Here is a 19590-nt window from a genome sequence, read left to right on the forward strand (position 1 = left end):
ATGGAAACTTTGGCATGCACCGCGACCAAGGGTCGCCCGCGCGAGTTCTGCCTCGACGCTGCGCTGGCGGCGGCGCTGCGCGTCTTCTGGTCGAAGGGCTATGAAGGCGCGTCGATGGTCGATCTGACCGAGGCGATGGGCATCACCAAACCCAGCCTCTACGCCGCTTTCGGCAACAAGGAAGCGCTGTTTCGCAAGGCGCTCGACCTCTATGAGCGCGAGAAGATGGCCTATGTCGGCCAGGCGCTCGACAAGCCGAGCGCGCGCGAGGTTGCCGAGCATCTGCTGCGTGGCAGCGTCGAGAACCAGACCAGCAGCTGCGAACCGCGTGGTTGCCTGGGCGTGATCAGTTCGGTCGCGTGCGGCTCCGAAGCCGAGTCGATCCGCGAGGAAGTGCTCGAACGCGGCAAGGTCGCCAAGCATGCGCTGATCGACCGCATGGAACGCGCCAAGGTCGAGGGCGACCTGCCCGACCATGTCGATGTCGAGGCGCTGACCGGTTTCCTCTATGCGCTGATGCAGGGCATGGCCGTGCAGGCGGGGGCAGGGGCCAACCGTGCCGAGCTCGACCGCCTGGTCGACACCAGCATGATGATGTGGCCGAGCCGATGGCATCTGGTTGAAGAGCGACGAACCGCTCTGGGCGATGCGACCGCAAAAGCACAAAAATATTTCTAACGACCGGTACGAAATGCTGTTGACGCAGCGCAATACGACTTATATACCGATGAGTATAGAACGTGGGGCTCGTAACGAAGCCCGGGCTGCGAAGGAAGCCGTCATGCGTCAGCATAGTCGCGAGGGGCCCGTTACCGGGTTCTGAGTGCCTACCCGATTGTCGGCAGGTTTCCGGTCGCGCGCCGTTGTGCGCGGCGTGTCGGAATGCGTCCTGCCGCATCGCGTTACCCCATCAGAGAAACACCGCCGGCGACGCGTGTCGCCGGCAGCGGACGCGCATGCCCGCGCCGCAACGCAGGGAGATCACATCATGGCATATCTTGCCTTTGCCGAAACCACCGGTGGCGACGTCGTCGAAACCGCACTGCACCAGTTGCTCCGCCCGCCGGTCGGCGAAAGCCGGCTGAGCGCGCTCGAATGGTCGATCGTCGCGCTCGCCGGGCGCGACACGGTTGCGACGCTGCGCACCCCGGGCCGCATGGCGATCGCCATGGGCGTGCTGTTCGGCGGGCGTCCCAATCCGCGCCTTGCCGACGAGAAGCTCGAGGCGCTGCGCCGCATGGCGGTGCTCGCCTGGCATCACGGCTATGTCGTGCCGTCGTGGGAGATCCGCGCCTTCGTCGCCGCCGGCTACACGATCGAACAATATGAAACGCTCCTGAAGAGCATCAGCGCCGGCCGCGCCGCGCGCCAGCAAAGGATCCGTCGGCGATGACGCGCTCGATCCCGCCGCTCAATGCCGCGGTTGCTTTCGTGGCGTGACTGCGCGCTATGCGGCGGGTGGCAGACTCAGGCGTGACTCAGCGCACTACCAGCCGCGTGTAGAGATGCCAGGTGGCATAGCCGAGCCATGGCAGCACGACGGCCAGGCCGATCGCCAGCGGGATCAGCCCGATCAGTAGCAGCAGCGCGACGCGCACGCCCCAGCCCGCGACCTCGCGCGGGTTGCGGCGCACGGCCTTCCATGACGTGCGCAGCGCCACCCCGGCGTCGACCGGCTTGTCGACCACCATCGGGAACGCCACCACCGCGCAAACCAGGGTGACGACCGCGAACACGCCGCCGGCGAGATTGCCGACGACGATCAGTGACCAGCCTTCGCGCGTGCTGAAGAGCTGGCTGCCGAATTCCACGAAATTCGCCCCCATCTGGCTGCCGAAGCTGGCGTCATAGGCGGTCTGCGCGCCGAAGGTGGCGCCGTAGATCGCATAGGCGACGATCAGCCAGCCGGCGAACAGCGCGAGCAGCCCGACGGTCAGCGTGAGCAGCGCCGTGCGGCTGCGGCCACGCAGCGGATCGAAGAAATGCCACCAGCTCGCATCGCTGCCTTCCTCGCGGCGACGTGCCAGCTCGTAGAAGCCCGCGGCAAGCGCCGGGCCGGCGATCGAAATGCCGGCGACGAGCGGGAAGAACAGCGGCAGCAACGGCGCGTTGAAGGTGACGAGCGCGGCAACGAGGAAAATGACCGGATAGAGCAGCCCGGCGAAGATCAGGTCGCCGCGCTTGGCGATGAAGTCCTTCCACCCCTCGGCCAGCGCCCATCGCAGATCTTCGTTCGAAATACGTCTGACCTCGGGAAGATCAGCATCGACGGACGTAGCTTGGGCGGCAAGGCTGGACATCGCGCTCTCCTGGATCGGTCGGCAGTTCCTTTTGCTCGTCCGTGCAGACTACACCCGTTCGGGCTGGCGCTCAAATCCTATCCGCGCGCAAAGGGCCGGTTGAGGCGCACGATCGTCGCGTTGAGCACCGCCGCAAAGCTGACCCAGGCGAGATAGGGCATGATCATCACGCTGGCGACGTGCGCGATCGGCCATAGCCCGACCACCAGCACGACCAGCGAGACCCACAGGAACACCACCTCGATCAGCGCCCAGTCGGGCCGGCGCAGGCGGAAGAACAGTGGGCTCCACAGGAAATGGCACAGTGCATTCACGCTGAACATGATAATGATGTCGCGCTGCGTGTCGGCGTCGGGCGCCGCGCGCCATGCGATGATCGCCGACCAGGCGGCCAGTCCGAGGATGATCGTCCAGGCCGGGCCGAATGCCCAGTCGGGCGGTTGCCAGCTGGGTTTGCGCAGCTGGCGGTACCACACGCCGATCGGCGTCATCAGGCCGCCCGCAGCGCCGAGGAAAACGGCCACGCCCACGGCAACGATGATCGGCATCCACATCTCAACGGCTCTCCATCGCGTGTCCAGGTCACACTAAACACCCGGCGAACGGATTGGGCCCGAGATAGCGCTAATGCGTGCCGTGGTCGATGGTCGAGTCGGCCGCCCGGTTCAGGCCGCCATGGCGCGGCGCGACAGCGCGCATTGCGACCAGATATCGCTCAGCGCGGTGACCAGCCGGTCGATATCGCCATCGCTGTGCACCGGCGAGGGCGTGATGCGCAGCCGCTCGGTGCCGACCGGCACGGTCGGATAGTTGATCGGCTGGACATAGATGCCGTGATTGTCGAGCAGCCAGTCGCTGATCATCTTGCACTTCTTGGCATCGCCAACCATCACCGGGATGATGTGGCTGGGATTGTCCATCGTCGGGATGCCGATCGCATCGAGCCGGCGGCGGACATAGGCGACGCGCTCCTGGTGGCGCGTGCGTTCGACCTGGCTGGTCTTGAGATGGCGGATGCTCGCCGCGGCCCCGGCGGCGAGTGCGGGGGGCAGGGCAGTGGTGAAGATGAAGCCACTGGCGAAGCTGCGCACGAAATCGACCAACGCGTCGGACGCGGCGATATAGCCGCCCATCACGCCGAACGCCTTGCCCAAAGTCCCCTCGATCACGTCGATCCGGTCCATCAGCCCTTCGCGCTCGGCGATGCCGCCGCCGCGCGGGCCGTACAGCCCGACCGCATGGACCTCGTCGATATACGACAGCGCGCCATGCGCCTCGCACACGTCGAGAATCTCGGCGATCGGCGCGATGTCGCCGTCCATCGAATAGACGCTCTCGAACGCGACCAGCTTGGCGCGGCCCGGCGCGACCGCGGCGAGCCGGCGGTCGAGGTCCTCGGGCGAATTATGCGTGAAGCGCTGGCACTCGGCGCGGCTGTGGCGGATGCCCTCGATCATCGAGGCGTGGTTGAGTGCGTCCGACATCACCACGCAGTCGGGCAGCTTCGCCGCCAGCGTCGACAGCGCCGCCCAGTTCGAGACATAGCCCGAGGTGAACAGCAAAGCGGCATCCTTGCCATGCAGGTCGGCGAGCTCGCGCTCGAGCTCGACATGGGCATGCGTCGTGCCCGAAATGTTGCGCGTGCCGCCGGCCCCCGCGCCGCACTTGTCGAGCGTCGCGTGCATCGCCTCGAGCACCACCGGATGCTGGCCCATGCCGAGATAATCGTTCGAGCACCACACCGTCACGTCGCTCACGCCATCCGCCGTATGGTGGCTGGCGCGCGGAAAGGCCCCCGCCTTGCGCTCCAGCTCGGCGAAGGTCCGATAGCGCCCGTCCTCGCGCAGCGTGTCCAGTTCGCCTGCGAAGAACGCTTCATAGTCCATGATGGGCCTCCCCTGTATAATCCTTGATCGCGGCCTTTGCCGCCCTGTTGTTATCGGCCCAGCGCCACAACGCGCTGTCGCGCACCGGCAGTACCAGGAAGATATGCTCGACGAGCCCCAGCACCGCCAGCCCGGCGAGCAGCGTCGCGGTCGCGGCGGCGCCGCTGTTCTCGGGTGCGGCTTCCGCGGCGGACCATGCCCACCACGCCAGGCCGCCCGCGCCGATCGCTGAGAACGGGAACAGCGCATTCATCGTGCGCTTGCGAAAATAGCTTTTGAGATAGGCGAGGTGCGCGGGAAACACCTCGTCGCTGAGATTGGGCACGCCGAGGAACAGGTTGAACTTGGCGCTCAGCCGCAACACGAACAGCAGCAGGAAGGTCAGCGGTGCCGCCTGGTTGGCGCCGCCCCAGCACAGCGCGAACAGCAGCAGCGCGTTCGAAGCGATGGCCAGCTCGTGATGGATCACGGTCGCGGTCGCCGCCTTGAAGCGGGGCCAGCCCTCGGCACCTTCGGGGCAGGGCTCGCGGCGCGGGCCGGCGATGAAGCCCATCAGGAAGCCCATTTCGTGCCAGCCCCAGATCAGGATCGCCGCGCCGAAGCCGAGATAGGCACCGGTGGTTCCGCTATCGTCGCGGTACAGCCACACCATGACCATCGCCGCCACCGCGACGATGCCGGACAGGCGGTGGCTGGTGCGAAAGGTGCGCATCGGGCGGCTGTCGAGCCACACCACGGCACCGGTGCCGATGAACCACATCAGCAGCGCGAACAGAAGCGGCGGGATCGTCACCAGGCCGGCGCCAGCCGAACGGTGGCGGGCAGGACATTCCTTGGTGCGCGGTGCAAATAGAGCCGCGCAAAGGCGACGCCGGCGGCGGCGATGCCGGCGACGCGTTTCACCCCGCCGACCACGCCACCCTGTGCCTTGCCCGCGCGGATCGTCAGCGTCGCGCGGCGCATCGCCTCCAGCCCGGCGACGAACGCCGGCGCATCGGTGTCGAGCGTGATCGGGAAGACCTGCCGGGTGATCTGCGTGCAGATGCGGAAGACCTTCGCGTCATAATCCGACGGCGACATCTTGATCGCCTCGTAAAAGGCCGGGCGATCGTGATCGCGGACGTACATCGTGGCGTAGACCGCGACGAGGAAGAAACGGATCCACAGCTTGTTGTGCCCGCTGAGCAGCTTCGGGTCGGCGCGCATCAGCAGCGCGAACGCCTCCCCATGCCGGAACTCGTCGTTGCACCACTCCTCGAACCACTGGAAGATCGGGTGGAAGCGCAGCTCGGGATGCTGCGCGAAATGACGGAAGATCGTGATGTAGCGCGCATAGCCGATCTTTTCCGACAGATAGGTCGCGTAGAAGATGAATTTCGGCCGGAAATAGGTGTATTTCTTGGTCTTGGTCAGGAAGCCCAGATCGATGCCGATCCCGGCATCCTTGAGCGTGTCGTTGATGAAGCCGGCATGGCGGCTCTCGTCGCGGCTCATCAGCTTGAACAGTGCCTTGGCGTCGGGATTTGTCACCCGCTTGGCGATTTCGGCATAAAGGATGCAGCCCGAGAATTCCGCCGTCAGCGAGCTGGCGAGAAAGTCGATGAACTCCTCACGCAGGCCATCCGGCAGGTTCTCGATCACGCCGTCGAACGCGGCGGTGCGCTTGAAGTGGCGCTTGTTGGGGTCGGCGACCATCTCGGCGATCAGCGCGTCCCATTCGGCGCGGACCGACGATACGTCGAGCCGGTCCATCGCGGCGAAATCGGTGGTGTAGAAGCGCGGCGACAGCACCGTGTCGGCGCGCGCGATTTCCATGGTGTCGGGAATGGCCGGGGCGGCCTGGATCGGCGTGATCGCGTTCATCGCATCGCTCCTGCACTGAAACTGACTTCGTAAAGTTCGGTCATCTCGAAATGGCCGGCGAGCCTGGTCCACAGCCGGCGCAGCGCGCTGGCGCGTTGCACCGTCGCCATGCGCTCGATCACGCAGGATTGGCCGAACGGGATATGGATCGGCGCGCCATGCACGCGGACCCTGTCGCCGGGCCGGATCTCGACGCCGCCGGCCAGTTCGACATGCGCGGCGAGAAACTCGTCGCTATGCTCGATGGCGATGCGGCAGGGCGTGTCGAAGCGCTCACCCATGATCATTTCGCGGCAACCTCCAGCGGCGCGCCGTTGGCGGGCTTCAGCAGCGCGGCAAAGTCGGCGCGGTTGGTGCCGCCGAACGCGCTCACCTCGAGATCGCGGCCGGTGGCGGTATCGACCAGCGACAATTCGCCGTCCTTCCACAGGGTCAGGACGAAGGGCGGCTGGTCGCCGATCCCGCGCATATGGCGGTCGCGGGCCAGCCCGCGCATCACGCCGCGGATGAAGCCGGACTTGCTGCCCGGTGCGACCATGCCGGCAAACCCGCCATCCTTGACGTCGGTGATCACCACCGCGCCGTCGGCGCGGTCGCTGAAGCGTAGCGTGCGCGACGCGACCGGCGTGACATGTCGGGCAGCGCGCAGCGCCTCGGGCGAGGCCGAGGGCGCGATGTTGCCGACGCGGACGATTGTCGTCACGGCGAGCGAGAACAGCACGAGCGCGCAGGCGGTGACCAGCGCGCCGCGTGGCAGCATATCCTCATGCTTGTGGACGACGGCGGTCATGCCGCCACCGCCGCGTCGGGTGCCGTGCCGCTGCGCGCGGCGTCCAGCTGCACGACATTGCCGGCGGCCTGCGCGGCCTGGCAGGTCTTGACGATCAGCGCCGCGACCTTGGCACCATCGGGAACGGCGCGCAGCATCGGCTGCGGCTCGGCAACGCGCCACGGCCGGGCGTGCGGCCACAGGCTGAGATAGCCCATCTCCTGCCGCGCGACGACCGTCATCGGCAGGTCGGCCGTGCCGTCGCGATTAAGCTTCATGTCGACCGCGCCGATCACCCCGAGCGGGAGGTTGATGCATTTCGGCAGCGCGATGCCGATGCGCATGACGAGGCGCCGGTTGGTCAGCGTGTAGATCGTCGAGCGCGCGGCCAGCAGCGCAAGCCCTTCGAGCAGGCCAACGCCCAGCGCGCCGAGCAGCAGCGTCATCCCGACGCCGACCAGCGACCCGCCATTTATCGCTGCCGAGACCAGCGCAACCGTGGCGAGCCCGCCGAAATACAGCGCGATGTGCCGGGTGTGGAATGCCGTGCGCGCCAGCGTCGCGCGGCGCGGTGCGCCCTGCCACAGGATGCGCTCGCCGCGCGGCAACCGACCCGGCAGACCCGGGATCGGCTCGACCTCATATTCGGTGATCACAGGAACGGCTCCTGGCGGTTGCGGTTGGCATAGAGGTAACCACCGCCGAAATAGCCCTGCACCCGGTCTTCCTCGTACAGCGTGATGCTGTCCTTGGCCTCGATCACCGGCGCGTTGGCGAACTGGGCGGCATTGATCGAGTCGGTGACGACCTGGTGACGGCGGCGGTTGACCTTCGACATGGTCATCGGCAGCAGCACATGCTTGCCGACGATCCCGTCGACCTCGACCTCGATATAGCGGATCAGCCGGTCGGCGCGATCGATCCAGATGTCGGTGACCTTGCCCGCCACCGCGCCATCGGCGCCGATCACGGTCATGCCGCGCGGATCCGGGTCACGACCGACGATGTGGAAATCGCCCGCGACGCTGATCGGCACGATGCGCGCATGACCCTCCCAGTCGAGATCGGGGCGCTTGGCGCGCTCGGCAAAGGCCGCCGGCCCGATGCCGTCGACCAGCGGATCGCCGGTCGGCGCATAGGGCGCGCCGGCAAAGCGATCGGTGCGGCGCGCGGCGATATTCACCGGCTCGCGGCCCTTGGTCGGGGCGGTCACGGTGCCGTGCCCGAACGGCAGCTTGAACGACTTGGTCGGCGCGGTGTGCAACGGGCCGCCGATCGTCTCGACCCGGCCGGTCACTTCGTCTTCGAGCGGATAGCCCTCGCGACGATCCTCACGGCGGAGATAGAAAATCAGGCAGATGAAGAACAGGACGAAGGCCGCGAACACCAATTGCGCGACGTCGATCGTCTGGGTGAGCTGGAGGTGCATCGGTCTTCTCCCTTCAAATCGGAAATTCGCTGAGGCCGAAGCGGGTGGGCTGGTCTTGCGACCCGCGCACGAGCGGCCCCAACGCCACCACGGTGCCGAACAGCAGCACGATTTCTACGCAGTACACAAAGGCATAGCCCGTCTCGGGGCCGGCCAGCGTCGGCCCGAGCTGGCGGGCGATAGCGGCCGAGGAAATGAGGTCGCGTGCAAAGGCGCCGATCGCGATCGCCGCGCCGGCGCAGGTCGCCTGGACCGCGCCCCACGCGCCGAGTGCGAGGCCGGTGCGGCCCTCATCGGCAATGTTCATCGCCGCGGTCAGCGTGCCGACCGAGAATAGTCCGCCGCCGAAACCGATGATCGACGCGCCGATGCCGAGCAGCGGCGCGCTGTGCAGTGGGCCGGCGAAAATGACGCAGAGAAAGGCGGCGACGCCGGCCACGGCACCGAAGCCGGCGAGGCGGTGCGGGTCGGCCTGGCGGCCCAGTTGCTGCGCGGCGATCGCGAAGCCCGTCACCATGCCGACCGCCCACAAGGCGGTGAGCGAGGTGGTCGCGCCGACCGACAGGCCGAGGATCTGCCCGCCATAGGGCTCGAGCAGCACGTCCTGCATCGAGAAAGCGGCGGCGCCGAGCCCGACCGCGACGAGCAGCCGCATCGTGCGCGGTTGCGCAATGAAGATTTTCCACACTTCCCGGAAAGCCGGGCGATCTTCGCTGGCGGTTGCGGCAGTGCTGTTGCGTGCTTCCTGCTTCCACAGCGCGACGATGTTGAGGACCATCGTCAGCGCCCCCGCGCCCTGCACGATCTTGACCAGCTTGGTCGGCGAGAAGTCGGTCAGCAGCCGGCCGATGACGATCGCGCTCAACAGGACGCCAACGAGCAGCATGACGTAGAGCAGCGCGACGACGCGCGGGCGCTTTTCCTCGCTGGCGAGGTCGGTCGCCAGCGCCAGCCCGGCGGTCTGCGTGGTGTGCATGCCCGCGCCGACCATCAGGAAGCCGAGCGCCGCAGCGATATGGCCCAACGTCGCCGCACCGGTCTGGTTGATGGTCATCACCAGCAACGCAAAGGGCAGGATGGCAAAGCCGCCGAACTGCAGCAGCGTGCCGAACCAGATATAGGGTACGCGCTTCCAGCCCAGCACCGAGCTGTGATGGTCCGATTTGAAACCGATCAGTGCGCGCAGCGGCGCGAACAGCAGCGGCAGCGAAACCATGGCGGCGACGAGGCTCGCCGACATGTTGAGCTCGACGATCATCACGCGGTTGAGCGTGCCGGTCAGCAAGACGGCGGCCATGCCGACCGAAACCTGGAACAGCGACAGGCGCAGGATGCGCTTCAGCGGCAATTCGGGCGAAGCCGCATCGGCGAACGGCAGGAACCGCGTCCCCACCTTGTTCCAAAAGGCTTGCCGGCGGCTGCTCATCTCGGGCGCAGCTCCAGTGCCTGGCTGGTATAGAATCCGGCGGAAATCCGCTCGCAACGCCCCATCCGCGTGGTCGGCATCGCGCCGCCGATCAGCGTCCGGAGCAGCCGCTCCTTGACCGGCTCGATCGCTGGCGCGCGGTCGCCGCACGGGAACAAGGCGCCGACCGCGCGGAACATTTCGAGCGCGCGGGTCGACGGTACGAAGGTGAACACCATCGAACCGCTGGTCCGCTCGGTCAGCGCCTGCAGCACGGTCACGATGTCGAAGGCGCGATAGTGGATCAGCGAATCCATCGCCACGACATGGTCGAAGCGGCCGAGCATCGGGTCGAACATGTCGCCGACCCGCCAGTCGATCTTGAGCTCGGCAGGTGCGCGCTGCGCGGCGATCTTCACCAGGCTGCCCGCCACGTCGATCGCCACGACATCGGCGCCGCGCTTCGCCGCCTCGACCGCCAGCGCGCCCGTGCCGCACCCGGCATCGAGCAGGCGCAGGCCGGTCATGTCCTGCGGCAGCCACGACAATAGCGTCGCGCGCATCCGGTCGCGCCCGGCGCGCACCGTCGCGCGCACCCGGCTGACCGGTGCATCGCTGGTCAGTTGTTCCCAGGTCTTGGAAGCGGTGCGATCGAAGTAATTTTCGAGCCGGCCGCGGCGATCGACATAGGTGTTGGCCGGATAGGTCGCGCTGTTCATCATTCGAACCCCAGAAACTCGAAGATCTCGCGATCCTTCATCGGCATCGCGTCGAGCGCGTCGGTCCCGGCCCAGAGCTGCGCGGCGAGGCGCTTATATTCGAGGCAGGCGGCATCGACCTCGGGGGTCGAGTCCATCTCGAACAGCGTGCACTTCTTGAGCCGGCTGCGGCGGATCGCGTCGAGATCGGGGAAATGCGCGAGGCGCTTGAGGCCGGTCGCGGCATTGAAGCGGTCGATCTCGTCGGTCGCCGCCGAGCGGTTGGCGATGACGCCCGCCATGCGCACTTCGTAGTTCTTCGACTTGGCCTTGATCGCGGCGACGATGCGATTCATCGCGAAGATGCTGTCGAAGTCGTTGGCCGCGACGACCACCGCGCGCTCGGCATGCTGCAACGGTGCGGCAAAGCCGCCGCACACCACGTCGCCGAGCACGTCGAAGATCACCACGTCGGTCTCTTCGAGCAGATGATGCTGCTTGAGCAACTTCACCGTCTGGCCGACGACATAACCGCCGCAGCCGGTCCCGGCCGGCGGCCCGCCCGCCTCGACGCACATCACGCCGTTGAACCCCTCGAACATATAATCCTCGGGGCGCAGCTCCTCATGATGGAAGTCGACCGTCTCAAGCACGTCGATCACCGTCGGCATCAGCTTCTTGGTCAGCGTGAAGGTGCTGTCATGCTTCGGGTCGCAGCCGATCTGCAGCACGCGCTTGCCGAGCAACGACAAAGCGGCGGAGAGATTCGACGAGGTGGTCGACTTGCCGATCCCGCCCTTGCCGTAGATCGCGAAGACCTTGGCGTTGCCGATCCGGTCCTTGGGGTCGAGCGCAACCTGAACGCTGCCTTCGCCGTCCTTGATGGGGTCGTGAAGTGCCATGGTCTGTTCCTTCTATGCCGCGACCGCGACGACGCCCTCCAGGGCGTCCTCGATCTCGTCACTGGCGGCGTGGAGTGCGGCGAGCGTCGCCGCGTCGGGGGTCCAGTATTGGCGCTCGCTCGCCTCGATCAGCCGGCCGGCGACGCGGGCGGCGGCGCGCGGGTTGAGCTGCGCGATGCGGTGGCGCATTTCGTCGTCGAGCACATAGGTCTCGCTGATCCGCTGATAGACCCAGGGATCGACCTCGCCGGTCGTCGCCGACCAGCCCATCGTCGTGGTGACATGGCCCTCGATCTGGCGGACGCCCTCATAGCCGTGGCGCAGCTGGCCCTCGGTCCAGAGCGGGTTGAGGATGCGCGTGCGGGTTTCGAGCGCGACCTGCTCCTGCAGGCTGCGCACCTTGCCCGTCCCTTGCGTCTGGTCGCCGATATAGACCGGTGCCGCGACGCCCTTGGCGCGCGTCACCGCGCGGCTGATCCCGCCCAGCGTGTCGACATATTGGTCGATGCTGGTGATGCCGAGCTCGACCGATTCGAGATTCTGATAGGCGCAATCGACCGTCTTGAGCGCCGAGCCGAGGATCGCCGCCTGGCGCACCGGCACGCCCTTGACGCCGTAAGCATAGCCCTTTTGCCGCTCGAAGCTGTCGGCCAGTTCGTTCGGGTCGCTCCAGCTGCCATTGTCGATCATCAGGTTGACGTTGGCGCCATACGCACCCTGTGCGTTGGAAAAGACGCGCAGGCTGGCGGTCTCGATGTCGCAGCCATGCTCGGCCTGGTGTGCCAGGCTGTGCTTGCGGACGAAGTTCATCGTCTCGGGCTCGTCGGCCTGGCTCGCCAGCAGCGCGGCTTCTGCAAGCATGCGCGTCTGCAACGGTAACAGGTCACGGAACACGCCCGACAGCGTCGCGATCACGTCGATGCGCGGCCGGCCGAGTTCCTCGAGCGACATCAGTTCGGCGCCGGCGAGCCGGTTATAGCTGTCGAAGCGCGGCCGCGCGCCCATCAGCGCCAGTGCCTGGGCGATCTGCGCGCCCTCGCTCTTGAGATTGTCGGTGCCCCACAGCACCATCGCCACCGTCTCGGGCAGGTGCCCGGCGTCGGCGATGCCGCGATCAAGCAGCCGCTGCGCCTGCGCCGCGCCGTCCTTGACCGCAAAGGCCGAAGGCAGGCGGAACGGGTCGAAGCCATGGATGTTGCGGCCAGTCGGCAGGATCTCGGGGGTGTGCAGCAGGTCGCCGCCCGACACCGGCCGGATATAACGCCCGGCGAGCGCACGGACGATGCCGTCGAGTTCTTCGTTACCCGACAGCGCGGCGTCGAGCGCGGCGAGGTGCTTGAGCACGGGCGAGTCGGCCTTAATCACACCATCGACCAACGCCTCGATCACGTCGTGCGCGACCTGATCGCCCCGGCTCGACGCGGTCGCGGCGAGCATGTCGATCCGCTCCGCGCGTGTCGCGGCCTGCCCGGCGACGTGCAGCCCTTGCGGGATCAGCGCGCGCTCGATCTCATAGAGCCGCGCGGCGAGGGCGGGGACATCGCTGCCGTCGAGGTCGAGTGCCTCGGCCTGTGCCGCGATCAGTTCGGCAAGCGCCGGCGCCGCGTCATCGCCCGGCTCCAGGCTGCGCCAGCGATCGACCGACGCCTTGAGATCGGCCAGCCCCTTATAGACCCCCGACCGGGTCAGCGCCGGGGTCAGATAGCTGACCAGGGTCGCGCCCGAGCGGCGCTTGGCCAGCACGCCTTCCGAAGGGTTGTTGGCGGCATAGAGATAGATGTTGGGCAGGTCGCCGATCAGCCGGTCGGGCCAGCATTCCGCACTCAATCCGGACTGCTTGCCGGGCATGAATTCCAGGCTGCCATGCGTGCCGAAATGCAGCACGGCATGCGCGCGGAAATCCTCGCGCAGCCAGCGATAGAAAGCGGCAAAGGCGTGCGTCGGGGCGAAGCGGCCCTCGAACAGCAGCCGCATCGGGTCGCCTTCGTAGCCCAGCGCCGGCTGGATGCCGATGAAGACATTGCCGAAGCGCTCGCCGAGGATCTGTACCGCAGTGCCGTCCGATTGCAGCTTGCCAGGTGCGGGGCCCCAGGCGGCTTCGATCTCCTTGAGCCAGGTCTCGCGCGCGACGATCGTGTCGGCGCTGACCCGGGCATGGACATTCGCCTCGCTGCCATAGCGCGCCGCGTTGCCGCCGAGAATGCGCTCGCGCAGCGCGTCGACTGACGCCGGGATCTCGACCTGATAACCCTCGCTGCCGAGCCGCACGAGCGTGGCATGCAGCGATTCGAACACCGCGAGGAACTGCGCCGTGCCCGCCGCGCCGGCATTGGGCGGGAAGTTGAACAGCACGATCCCCACCCGCTTTTCGGCCAGCGCGGCGCGACGCAGCTCGATCAGCTTGATCACCCGCCCGGCAAGCGCCTCGGCGCGTTCGGTGCAGGGCTGCATCGCACGGACATGGCTGGTCGCGGGGAAGGTGCAGCCGCGCTTGCAGCCAGTGCACGCATCGGTCGAACCATCCGAGCGGCCGCCGAACACCATCGGCACGGTGCCGCCGTCGAGCTCGGGGATCGCGACCATCATCGTCGATTCGAGCGGCAACAGGCCCTGGCGATTGGCGCCCCAGCCCTGCAAGGTCTGGAACTCGACCGGGTGCGCCGCGATGTACGGCAGGTCGAGCCTCGCCAGCATTTCCTCGGCGAGCGCGGCGTCGTTATAGGCCGGGCCGCCGACCAGGCTGAACCCGGTAAGGTTGACCACCGCGTCGACTACCGGCTTGCCGTTCCGCAGAAACATCGCTTCGATAGCCGGGCGCCCGTCGAGCCCGCCGGCAAAGGCGGGGATGACGTTGAGGCCGCGTGCCTCCATCGCCGCGATCACGCCGTCATAATGGCCGGCATCCTTGGCCAGCACATAGGAGCGCAGCATCAGCAGCCCGACCGTGCCCTTGGCGCCGCGCTTCATCGGCAGGTCCGCGGCGATCGTCGCGATGCGGTTCTTGAGCGCGGGGTGATAGACCCCGACATCCGGATAATCGCGCGGCGCCTCCGCCCTGGTCGCACCGCGCAAGCCCCGGCGCGGGCCGTCGGCATAGCGGTCGATCAGCGCGCGGATCATGTCGACGACATTGTCGTCCGATCCGGCAAGCCAATATTGCAGCGTGAGGAAATAGGCGCGCACGTCCTGTGCGGTACCGGGCACGAAACGCAGCAGCTTGGGCAGGCGCCGCAGGATCGCCATCTGGCCGGCACCCGAGCTGGCGCCCGCCTTGTTGGTACCGCGCATCTTCTTGATCAGCGCCAGCATGCCCGTGGCGGGCTTATCCATGCGATAATCGCCCATCCGCGTCAGCTTGACGATGTCGGCGGCCGACATCAGCCCGACGATCGCGTCGCAGCTGTCGCGCCGCGCCTGCAGCTGCGGCAACACGGCACGGATATGGTCCTCGAGGAACAGCATCGTGCACAGGATGATGTCGCCGCTTGCGATCGCCGCGCGCGCGGCGTCGAGCGTGCCCGGCTTCTCTTCCCAGTCGGCCGCGGCGTGGAAGCTGATCGTCACGCCCGGGCAGGCGCGGTCGAACTGCTCCTGCGCGCGCTGCACGGCGCCCGACAGATGATTGTCGAGCGTGATGATCACTACCCGGACGGGCACGCTGCCGATCGGCGCGGCGACGGTGCGATCAGCGCGCATAATGGGCCTTCGCGTCATAGAGGGTGTCGAGCGTGATGCTGGCCAGCCCCTGCTCGGCGGCGTATTTCTCGGTGTTGCGCCGTGCCTTGCCGCGCACGAAGAACGGGATCTTTAGCAACTCGCGCTCGGCGTCCTTGCTCCAAAGCTCCTCCCCGGCACGGGGAGGGGGACCAGCCGCAGGCTGGTGGAGGGGGGCCTCCGCGAGCGCTTCGTCCGGGGTTAGCCCCCCTCCACCGCCGGCTTCGCCGGCGGTCCTCCTCCCCGTGCCGGGGAGGTGATGCCCCAAATGGCTCGCCCCGCTTGCATCCGAGAATTCGAAATCGTCGCGGAACATCGTCAGCAGATGCTCCTCCAGCCCCATCACCAGCGGATGGACCCAGCTGTCGAACAGGACGTTCGCGCCCTCGAAGCCCATCTGCGGGCTGAAGCGGGCCGGGAAGTCCTGGACATGCACCGGGGCCGAGATCACCGCGCACGGAACGCGCAGCCGCTTGGCGATGTGGCGCTCCATCTGCGTGCCGAGCACCAGTTCGGGCTGCGCGGCGGCGATCGCCGCCTCGACCTCGAGATAATCGTCGGTGATCAGCGGCTCGACGCCGTACAGCTTGGCGGCATCGCGCACGTCGCGGGCGAATTCGCGATTGTAGCAGCCGAGCCCGACGACCTGGAAACCAAGTTCGTCGCGCGCCACGCGCGCCGCGGCGACGGCATGCGTCGCGTCGCCGAAGATGAAGACGCGCTTGCCGGTGAGATAGGTCGAGTCGACCGAGCGGCTCCACCACGGCATGTTCGAGGTATCGAGCACCGCCGCCGCATCGACCCCCGCCACGGCGGCGACCTCGGTAATGAAATCGCGCGTCGCGCCATGCCCGATCGGCACCGTGCGCACGGTCTTCTGGCCGAAGGTCTTGTCGAGCCAGCGCGCCGTTGTGTCGCCGATTTCCGGATAAAGCAGGATGCTGAAATCGGCCGCGCCGATCGTCCTGATGTCGGCCGGCGACGCGCCGAGCGGGGCGACGAGATGCACATCCACGCCCATCGCGTCGAGCAACCGCGTCACCTCGATCACGTCGTCGCGGTGGCGGAAACCGAGCGCGGTCGGCCCGAGCAGGTTGGCGCGCGGCCGGCGGCCCTCGCGCGGCGCGGGACGCAGCTCCTTGTCGGCAAGCGCGCGGACCAGCTGGTAGAAGGTCTCGCCCGCGCCCCAATTCTCCTTGCGGCTGTAGCTCGGCAGTTCGAGCGCAACGACCGGGATCGGCAGGTGCATCGCATCGCACAGCCCGGCGGGGTCGTCCTGGATCAGCTCGGCGGTGCACGAGGCGCCGACCAGCAGCGCTTGCGGCTTGAAGCGCTCATAGGCGTCGCGCGCCGCCGACTGGAACAGCTCGGCAGTATCCTTGCCGAGGTCGCGCGCCTGGAAGGTGGTGTAGGTCACCGGCGGGCGGGCGCCGCGCCGTTCGATCATCGTGAACAGCAGGTCGGCATAGGTGTCGCCCTGCGGCGCGTGGAGTACGTAATGCACGTCTTTCATCGCCGTCGCGATGCGCATCGCCCCGACATGCGGTGGTCCTTCATAGGTCCAGACGGTCAGCTGCATCGCCTCAGACCCTCAGCACGTCGCGGCGCCGCAACGGCCGCGCGAACAATTCGGCGAGGTCGCCGGCCTGGTCGAAGCCGTGCACCGGCGAGAAGACCAGCTCGATCGCCCATTTGGTCGTCAGCCCCTCGGATTCGAGCGGGTTGGCGAGGCCAAGGCCGCACACCGTGATGTCGGGCCGGGCGGCGCGGACGCGGTCGAGCTGCTTGTCGACGTCCTGCCCCTCGCTGATCACCACGCTTTCGGGCAGCAGCGCGAGTTCCTGCGCCATGTGTCGGCGGTGCAGATAGGGCGTGCCGACCTCGATCGCGTTCATCCCCAATTCGTTGACGAGGAAGCGCGCGAGCGGGATTTCGAGCTGCGAATCGGGCAGGAAGAAAATGCTTTTGCCGGCGAGTCGCGCACGCTGATGTTCGATCGCGCGCTTGGCGCGCTCGCGGCCCGGCGCGACGGTGCGGCGGAAATGCATCTCGTCCACGTCGAATGCCTGTGCGGCGGCGTGCAGCCAGGCGGTCGTGCCCTCGGCGCCGAACGGGAACAGCGCGTCGAGCCGCACCGCGCCGCGATCTTCCAGCGCCTGCGCCGTCGCGCCGAGAAAGGGCTGGGCGAGCAGGAAGCGCGTGTTCGGCCCGACCGGCGGCATCGCCGCCGCGCTGCGCGCCGGCAGCGTGTGGACGCGCGCGATGCCGAGCTCGGCGAACAGCCGCAGGAACTGGTCCTCGACGATGTCGGGCAGCGCGCCGACGATCATCAGGCTCGCTTCGGGCGAGGTGTCGGCGGGAAGATCGGGGACGAGCGCGGCAAGGCACGCATCCTCGCCCTCGGTGAAGGTCGTCTCGATCCCGCTGCCGGAATAGTTGAGGATCTTCACCGCCGGATTGTGCTTGGCCGACAGCCGCTGCGCGGCGCGCGACAGGTCGAGCTTGATCACCTCGGACGGGCATGAGCCGACGAGGAACAGCAATTTGATGTCGGGTCGGCGGTCGAGCAGCCGGTCGACCACGCGGTCGAGCTCCTCGTTGCAATCGGCGAGACCCGCCAGGTCGCGTTCCTCGATGATCGCGGTGCCGAAACGCGGCTCGGCGAAGATCATCACGCCCGCGGCGGACTGCAGCAGATGTGCGCAGGTGCGCGAGCCAACGACGAGGAAGAAGGCGTCCTGCACCTTGCGATGCAGCCAGATGATCCCGGTCAGCCCGCAAAATACCTCGCGCTGGCCGCGTTCGCGCAGGATCGGCCGCACGCCCGATTCGTTCGCCCCGCTGGTGCGCAGCCCCGTGCCGCAATCGCTGCCCGGCAGCATGGCGGGGAGCGCGGGGGTCATCCCGCCACCGCCGCGGTCACCGACATCGACGCCGCCGCGATGGATGGTGCGCCGCTGCCCTGCAACCGCGCGGCGCGCAGCTTGAGCAGGAACTGGGCGGCGTTGATCACGTAACTGGCATAAGCGGCGAGCGCGAGCAGCATGCGGCCACGCTCGCTGCCATAGCCGCCGACCAGCGCGACCAGATAGGCGCTGTGCAGCGCCAGCACGAGCATGCTGAACACATCCTCCCAGAAGAAGGACTCGGCGAACAACCATTTGTCGAACACGACCTTTTCCCAGATCGAGCCCGTGATCATGATCGTGTAGAGCGTCGCGGTCTTGACCACGATCGACAGCGTCGCGGCGCCGGCGCCGTCACCGGTGGCGAGATAGCGCAGCACCAGCGTCAGGCTGATCAGGAAGACGAGGAACTGGACCGGTGCGAGGATGCCCTGGACCAGTGTCCAGCGCGTCGCATCGCGGCACCGGCGTTGTTCCGGGGTATAGAGCGGCGAGGCACCGTAATCGGGCCTGTTCGCATCGGATGGGTCGTGCCGCATCGCTCCCCGCCTGCTGTTTTCCTTGCAAGGAGAGTAGGCTGTCCATTCGCAAAGTGTCAATAAAATTTGACGTAAAGAAAAATGGACAAATGTTGCAGCGCAGAAACTTTCTCATATTGTCAGTTGTTCCAAACAGGCATAGGCTTCGAGTCGTCGGGGCTATCAAAACATTGCCGCTCTGATCGGTAACTCGCGTCGATACCTGGCTTTTTGGGAGAGCCGAGGCATGGGATCGTCACTCGGATACGGGCAGGCCGCGCCCCGAATTTTCCTTCGCGACCCCAATCAAAGGCACCGGTTAGCGCCGGGCAGCCTGACCGCATTGCGCTCGGTATTGGCGCCGCGCGACGATGAAGAACGGTCGCTGAGCAGCCTGATCGAGAGCGAGATCATCCCGCGCCTGATGGTGGCCAGTGGCGGCCTGCGCGACGCGATCGTCGATGCTCCCGTGGCGGGCGAGGGCGCCGCCGAGATCACCGAAGCGGAGGTTGCCGCGCTCGCTCCGCTCGCCTTGCAGATCGAGGCCGACGAGCTGATCGACTATGCCGATCGCATTCTCGGTCGTGGCGTGCCCGTGAGCAATTTGCTGGTCGATCTGCTCGCGCCTGCCGCGCGCCTGCTCGGCGAATATTGGGAACAGGATCGCTGCGATTTCGTCGATGTGACGATGGGTCTGTGGCGTCTGCAGGAAGTCGTCCATGAGGTTGCCGGCCGCGCGAGTTCGGCGCGGCGGCTCGGCTCGGCGGGGCGCCGCGCGCTCTTCGCGGTAATGCCGGGTGACCAGCATAGTTTCGGCACCGTGGTGATCGACGAGGTGTTCAGTCGTAAAGGCTGGATGACGGATCGTCTCGGAGAGGGACCCGCAAGCGACCTGCTCGACCGGGTCGCCGGGACATGGTTCGATCTTGTCGGATTGACGGTGAGTTGCGACTGCCATACGGCGGCGGCGACTTCGATCATTACGGCGCTGCGGAACGTGTCACGTAACCCGCGGGTGCGAGTGATGGTCGGGGGACGGGTCTTTGTCGAACAGCCCGATCTGGCCAGCCAGGTTGGTGCGGACGGCACGGCCCCGGATGCGAAGATCGCGCTGACCGTCGCCGAAGATCTGGTCAGCGCCGTCGAACGTGAGTGCCTGCCCTGCGGTTAGGCGCTTTGGACATGGGAGCGTTGCTGCGC

The 19590-nt window shown here is 67.1% G+C and carries 19 protein-coding genes; 3 read left to right on the top strand and 16 right to left on the bottom strand.

The window, feature by feature from the left end; all coding sequences use genetic code 11:
- Nucleotides 1-678 carry a TetR/AcrR family transcriptional regulator gene (locus U1839_RS00325; protein ID WP_332801680.1) on the top strand — a complete coding sequence of 226 codons (678 nt, stop codon included), beginning with the start codon at nucleotides 1-3 and terminating at the stop codon, nucleotides 676-678.
- Nucleotides 679-988: 310 nt separating this feature from the next.
- A complete protein-coding gene (locus U1839_RS00330; RefSeq protein ID WP_332801681.1) occupies nucleotides 989-1393 on the top strand; it encodes a hypothetical protein in 405 nt (134 codons plus the stop codon).
- 85 nt (nucleotides 1394-1478) lie between these two features.
- Here U1839_RS00330 and U1839_RS00335 read toward each other — a convergent pair whose 3' ends face one another.
- The 16 genes from U1839_RS00335 to bchF form a co-directional block, all read right to left on the bottom strand.
- A complete protein-coding gene (locus tag U1839_RS00335; protein WP_332801682.1) occupies nucleotides 1479-2300 on the bottom strand; it encodes a DUF2189 domain-containing protein in 822 nt (273 codons plus the stop codon).
- A gap of 77 nt (nucleotides 2301-2377) precedes the next feature.
- Nucleotides 2378-2824, bottom strand: coding sequence for a TspO/MBR family protein (locus U1839_RS00340; protein ID WP_443030551.1), 447 nt, complete (start codon nucleotides 2822-2824; stop codon nucleotides 2378-2380).
- A 141-nt stretch (nucleotides 2825-2965) separates the two neighbouring features.
- Complete coding sequence (gene hemA / locus U1839_RS00345) at nucleotides 2966-4186, bottom strand: 5-aminolevulinate synthase (RefSeq protein WP_332801684.1); 1221 nt, start codon at nucleotides 4184-4186, stop codon at nucleotides 2966-2968.
- Entirely contained in the window at nucleotides 4176-4979 is an 804-nt protein-coding gene (gene puhE / locus U1839_RS00350) for a putative photosynthetic complex assembly protein PuhE (RefSeq protein ID WP_332801685.1), read from the bottom strand. The genes hemA and puhE overlap by 11 nt, the downstream gene beginning before the upstream one ends.
- A complete protein-coding gene (gene acsF, locus U1839_RS00355; protein WP_332801686.1) occupies nucleotides 4976-6049 on the bottom strand; it encodes a magnesium-protoporphyrin IX monomethyl ester (oxidative) cyclase in 1074 nt (357 codons plus the stop codon). Before acsF ends, puhE begins: the two co-directional genes overlap by 4 nt.
- Nucleotides 6046-6336, bottom strand: a complete 291-nt coding sequence (locus U1839_RS00360; RefSeq protein ID WP_332801687.1) for an O2-dependent cyclase accessory protein — start codon at nucleotides 6334-6336, stop codon at nucleotides 6046-6048. The genes acsF and U1839_RS00360 overlap by 4 nt, the downstream gene beginning before the upstream one ends.
- Nucleotides 6333-6839: a photosynthetic complex assembly protein PuhC gene (gene puhC, locus U1839_RS00365; RefSeq protein ID WP_332801688.1), complete on the bottom strand. Its 507-nt coding sequence runs from the start codon at nucleotides 6837-6839 to the stop codon at nucleotides 6333-6335. Before puhC ends, U1839_RS00360 begins: the two co-directional genes overlap by 4 nt.
- On the bottom strand, nucleotides 6836-7474 hold the full coding sequence (puhB, locus tag U1839_RS00370; protein ID WP_332801689.1) for a photosynthetic complex putative assembly protein PuhB: 639 nt from the start codon (nucleotides 7472-7474) through the stop codon (nucleotides 6836-6838). The genes puhC and puhB overlap by 4 nt, the downstream gene beginning before the upstream one ends.
- Nucleotides 7471-8247, bottom strand: a complete 777-nt coding sequence (gene puhA, locus U1839_RS00375) for a photosynthetic reaction center subunit H (RefSeq protein ID WP_332801690.1) — start codon at nucleotides 8245-8247, stop codon at nucleotides 7471-7473. Before puhA ends, puhB begins: the two co-directional genes overlap by 4 nt.
- A gap of 13 nt (nucleotides 8248-8260) precedes the next feature.
- On the bottom strand, nucleotides 8261-9673 hold the full coding sequence (locus U1839_RS00380; protein ID WP_332801691.1) for a BCD family MFS transporter: 1413 nt from the start codon (nucleotides 9671-9673) through the stop codon (nucleotides 8261-8263).
- Nucleotides 9670-10371, bottom strand: coding sequence for a magnesium protoporphyrin IX methyltransferase (bchM, locus tag U1839_RS00385; RefSeq protein ID WP_332801692.1), 702 nt, complete (start codon nucleotides 10369-10371; stop codon nucleotides 9670-9672). The genes U1839_RS00380 and bchM overlap by 4 nt, the downstream gene beginning before the upstream one ends.
- The gene (gene bchL, locus U1839_RS00390; protein ID WP_332801693.1) at nucleotides 10371-11252 is read right to left on the bottom strand and encodes a ferredoxin:protochlorophyllide reductase (ATP-dependent) iron-sulfur ATP-binding protein; all 882 of its coding nucleotides are present in this window, start codon (nucleotides 11250-11252) and stop codon (nucleotides 10371-10373) included. Before bchL ends, bchM begins: the two co-directional genes overlap by 1 nt.
- A 12-nt stretch (nucleotides 11253-11264) precedes the next feature.
- Nucleotides 11265-14948, bottom strand: a complete 3684-nt coding sequence (locus tag U1839_RS00395) for a magnesium chelatase subunit H (RefSeq protein ID WP_332801694.1) — start codon at nucleotides 14946-14948, stop codon at nucleotides 11265-11267.
- Entirely contained in the window at nucleotides 14938-16545 is a 1608-nt protein-coding gene (gene bchB, locus U1839_RS00400; RefSeq protein ID WP_332801695.1) for a ferredoxin:protochlorophyllide reductase (ATP-dependent) subunit B, read from the bottom strand. Before bchB ends, U1839_RS00395 begins: the two co-directional genes overlap by 11 nt.
- A gap of 4 nt (nucleotides 16546-16549) precedes the next feature.
- Nucleotides 16550-17869 (bottom strand): ferredoxin:protochlorophyllide reductase (ATP-dependent) subunit N, encoded by a 1320-nt coding sequence (locus U1839_RS00405; RefSeq protein ID WP_332801696.1) that lies wholly within the window; start codon nucleotides 17867-17869, stop codon nucleotides 16550-16552.
- Nucleotides 17866-18411 (bottom strand): 2-vinyl bacteriochlorophyllide hydratase, encoded by a 546-nt coding sequence (gene bchF, locus U1839_RS00410; protein WP_332801697.1) that lies wholly within the window; start codon nucleotides 18409-18411, stop codon nucleotides 17866-17868. Before bchF ends, U1839_RS00405 begins: the two co-directional genes overlap by 4 nt.
- A gap of 334 nt (nucleotides 18412-18745) precedes the next feature.
- Between bchF and U1839_RS00415 the strand changes: the two genes are divergently transcribed.
- Nucleotides 18746-19561 carry a cobalamin B12-binding domain-containing protein gene (locus tag U1839_RS00415; protein ID WP_332801698.1) on the top strand — a complete coding sequence of 272 codons (816 nt, stop codon included), beginning with the start codon at nucleotides 18746-18748 and terminating at the stop codon, nucleotides 19559-19561.
- Nucleotides 19562-19590: the final 29 nt, after the last annotated feature.

This window comes from Parasphingomonas halimpatiens, from assembly GCF_036663795.1.
Taxonomy (GTDB): Bacteria; Pseudomonadota; Alphaproteobacteria; order Sphingomonadales; family Sphingomonadaceae; genus Sphingomonas.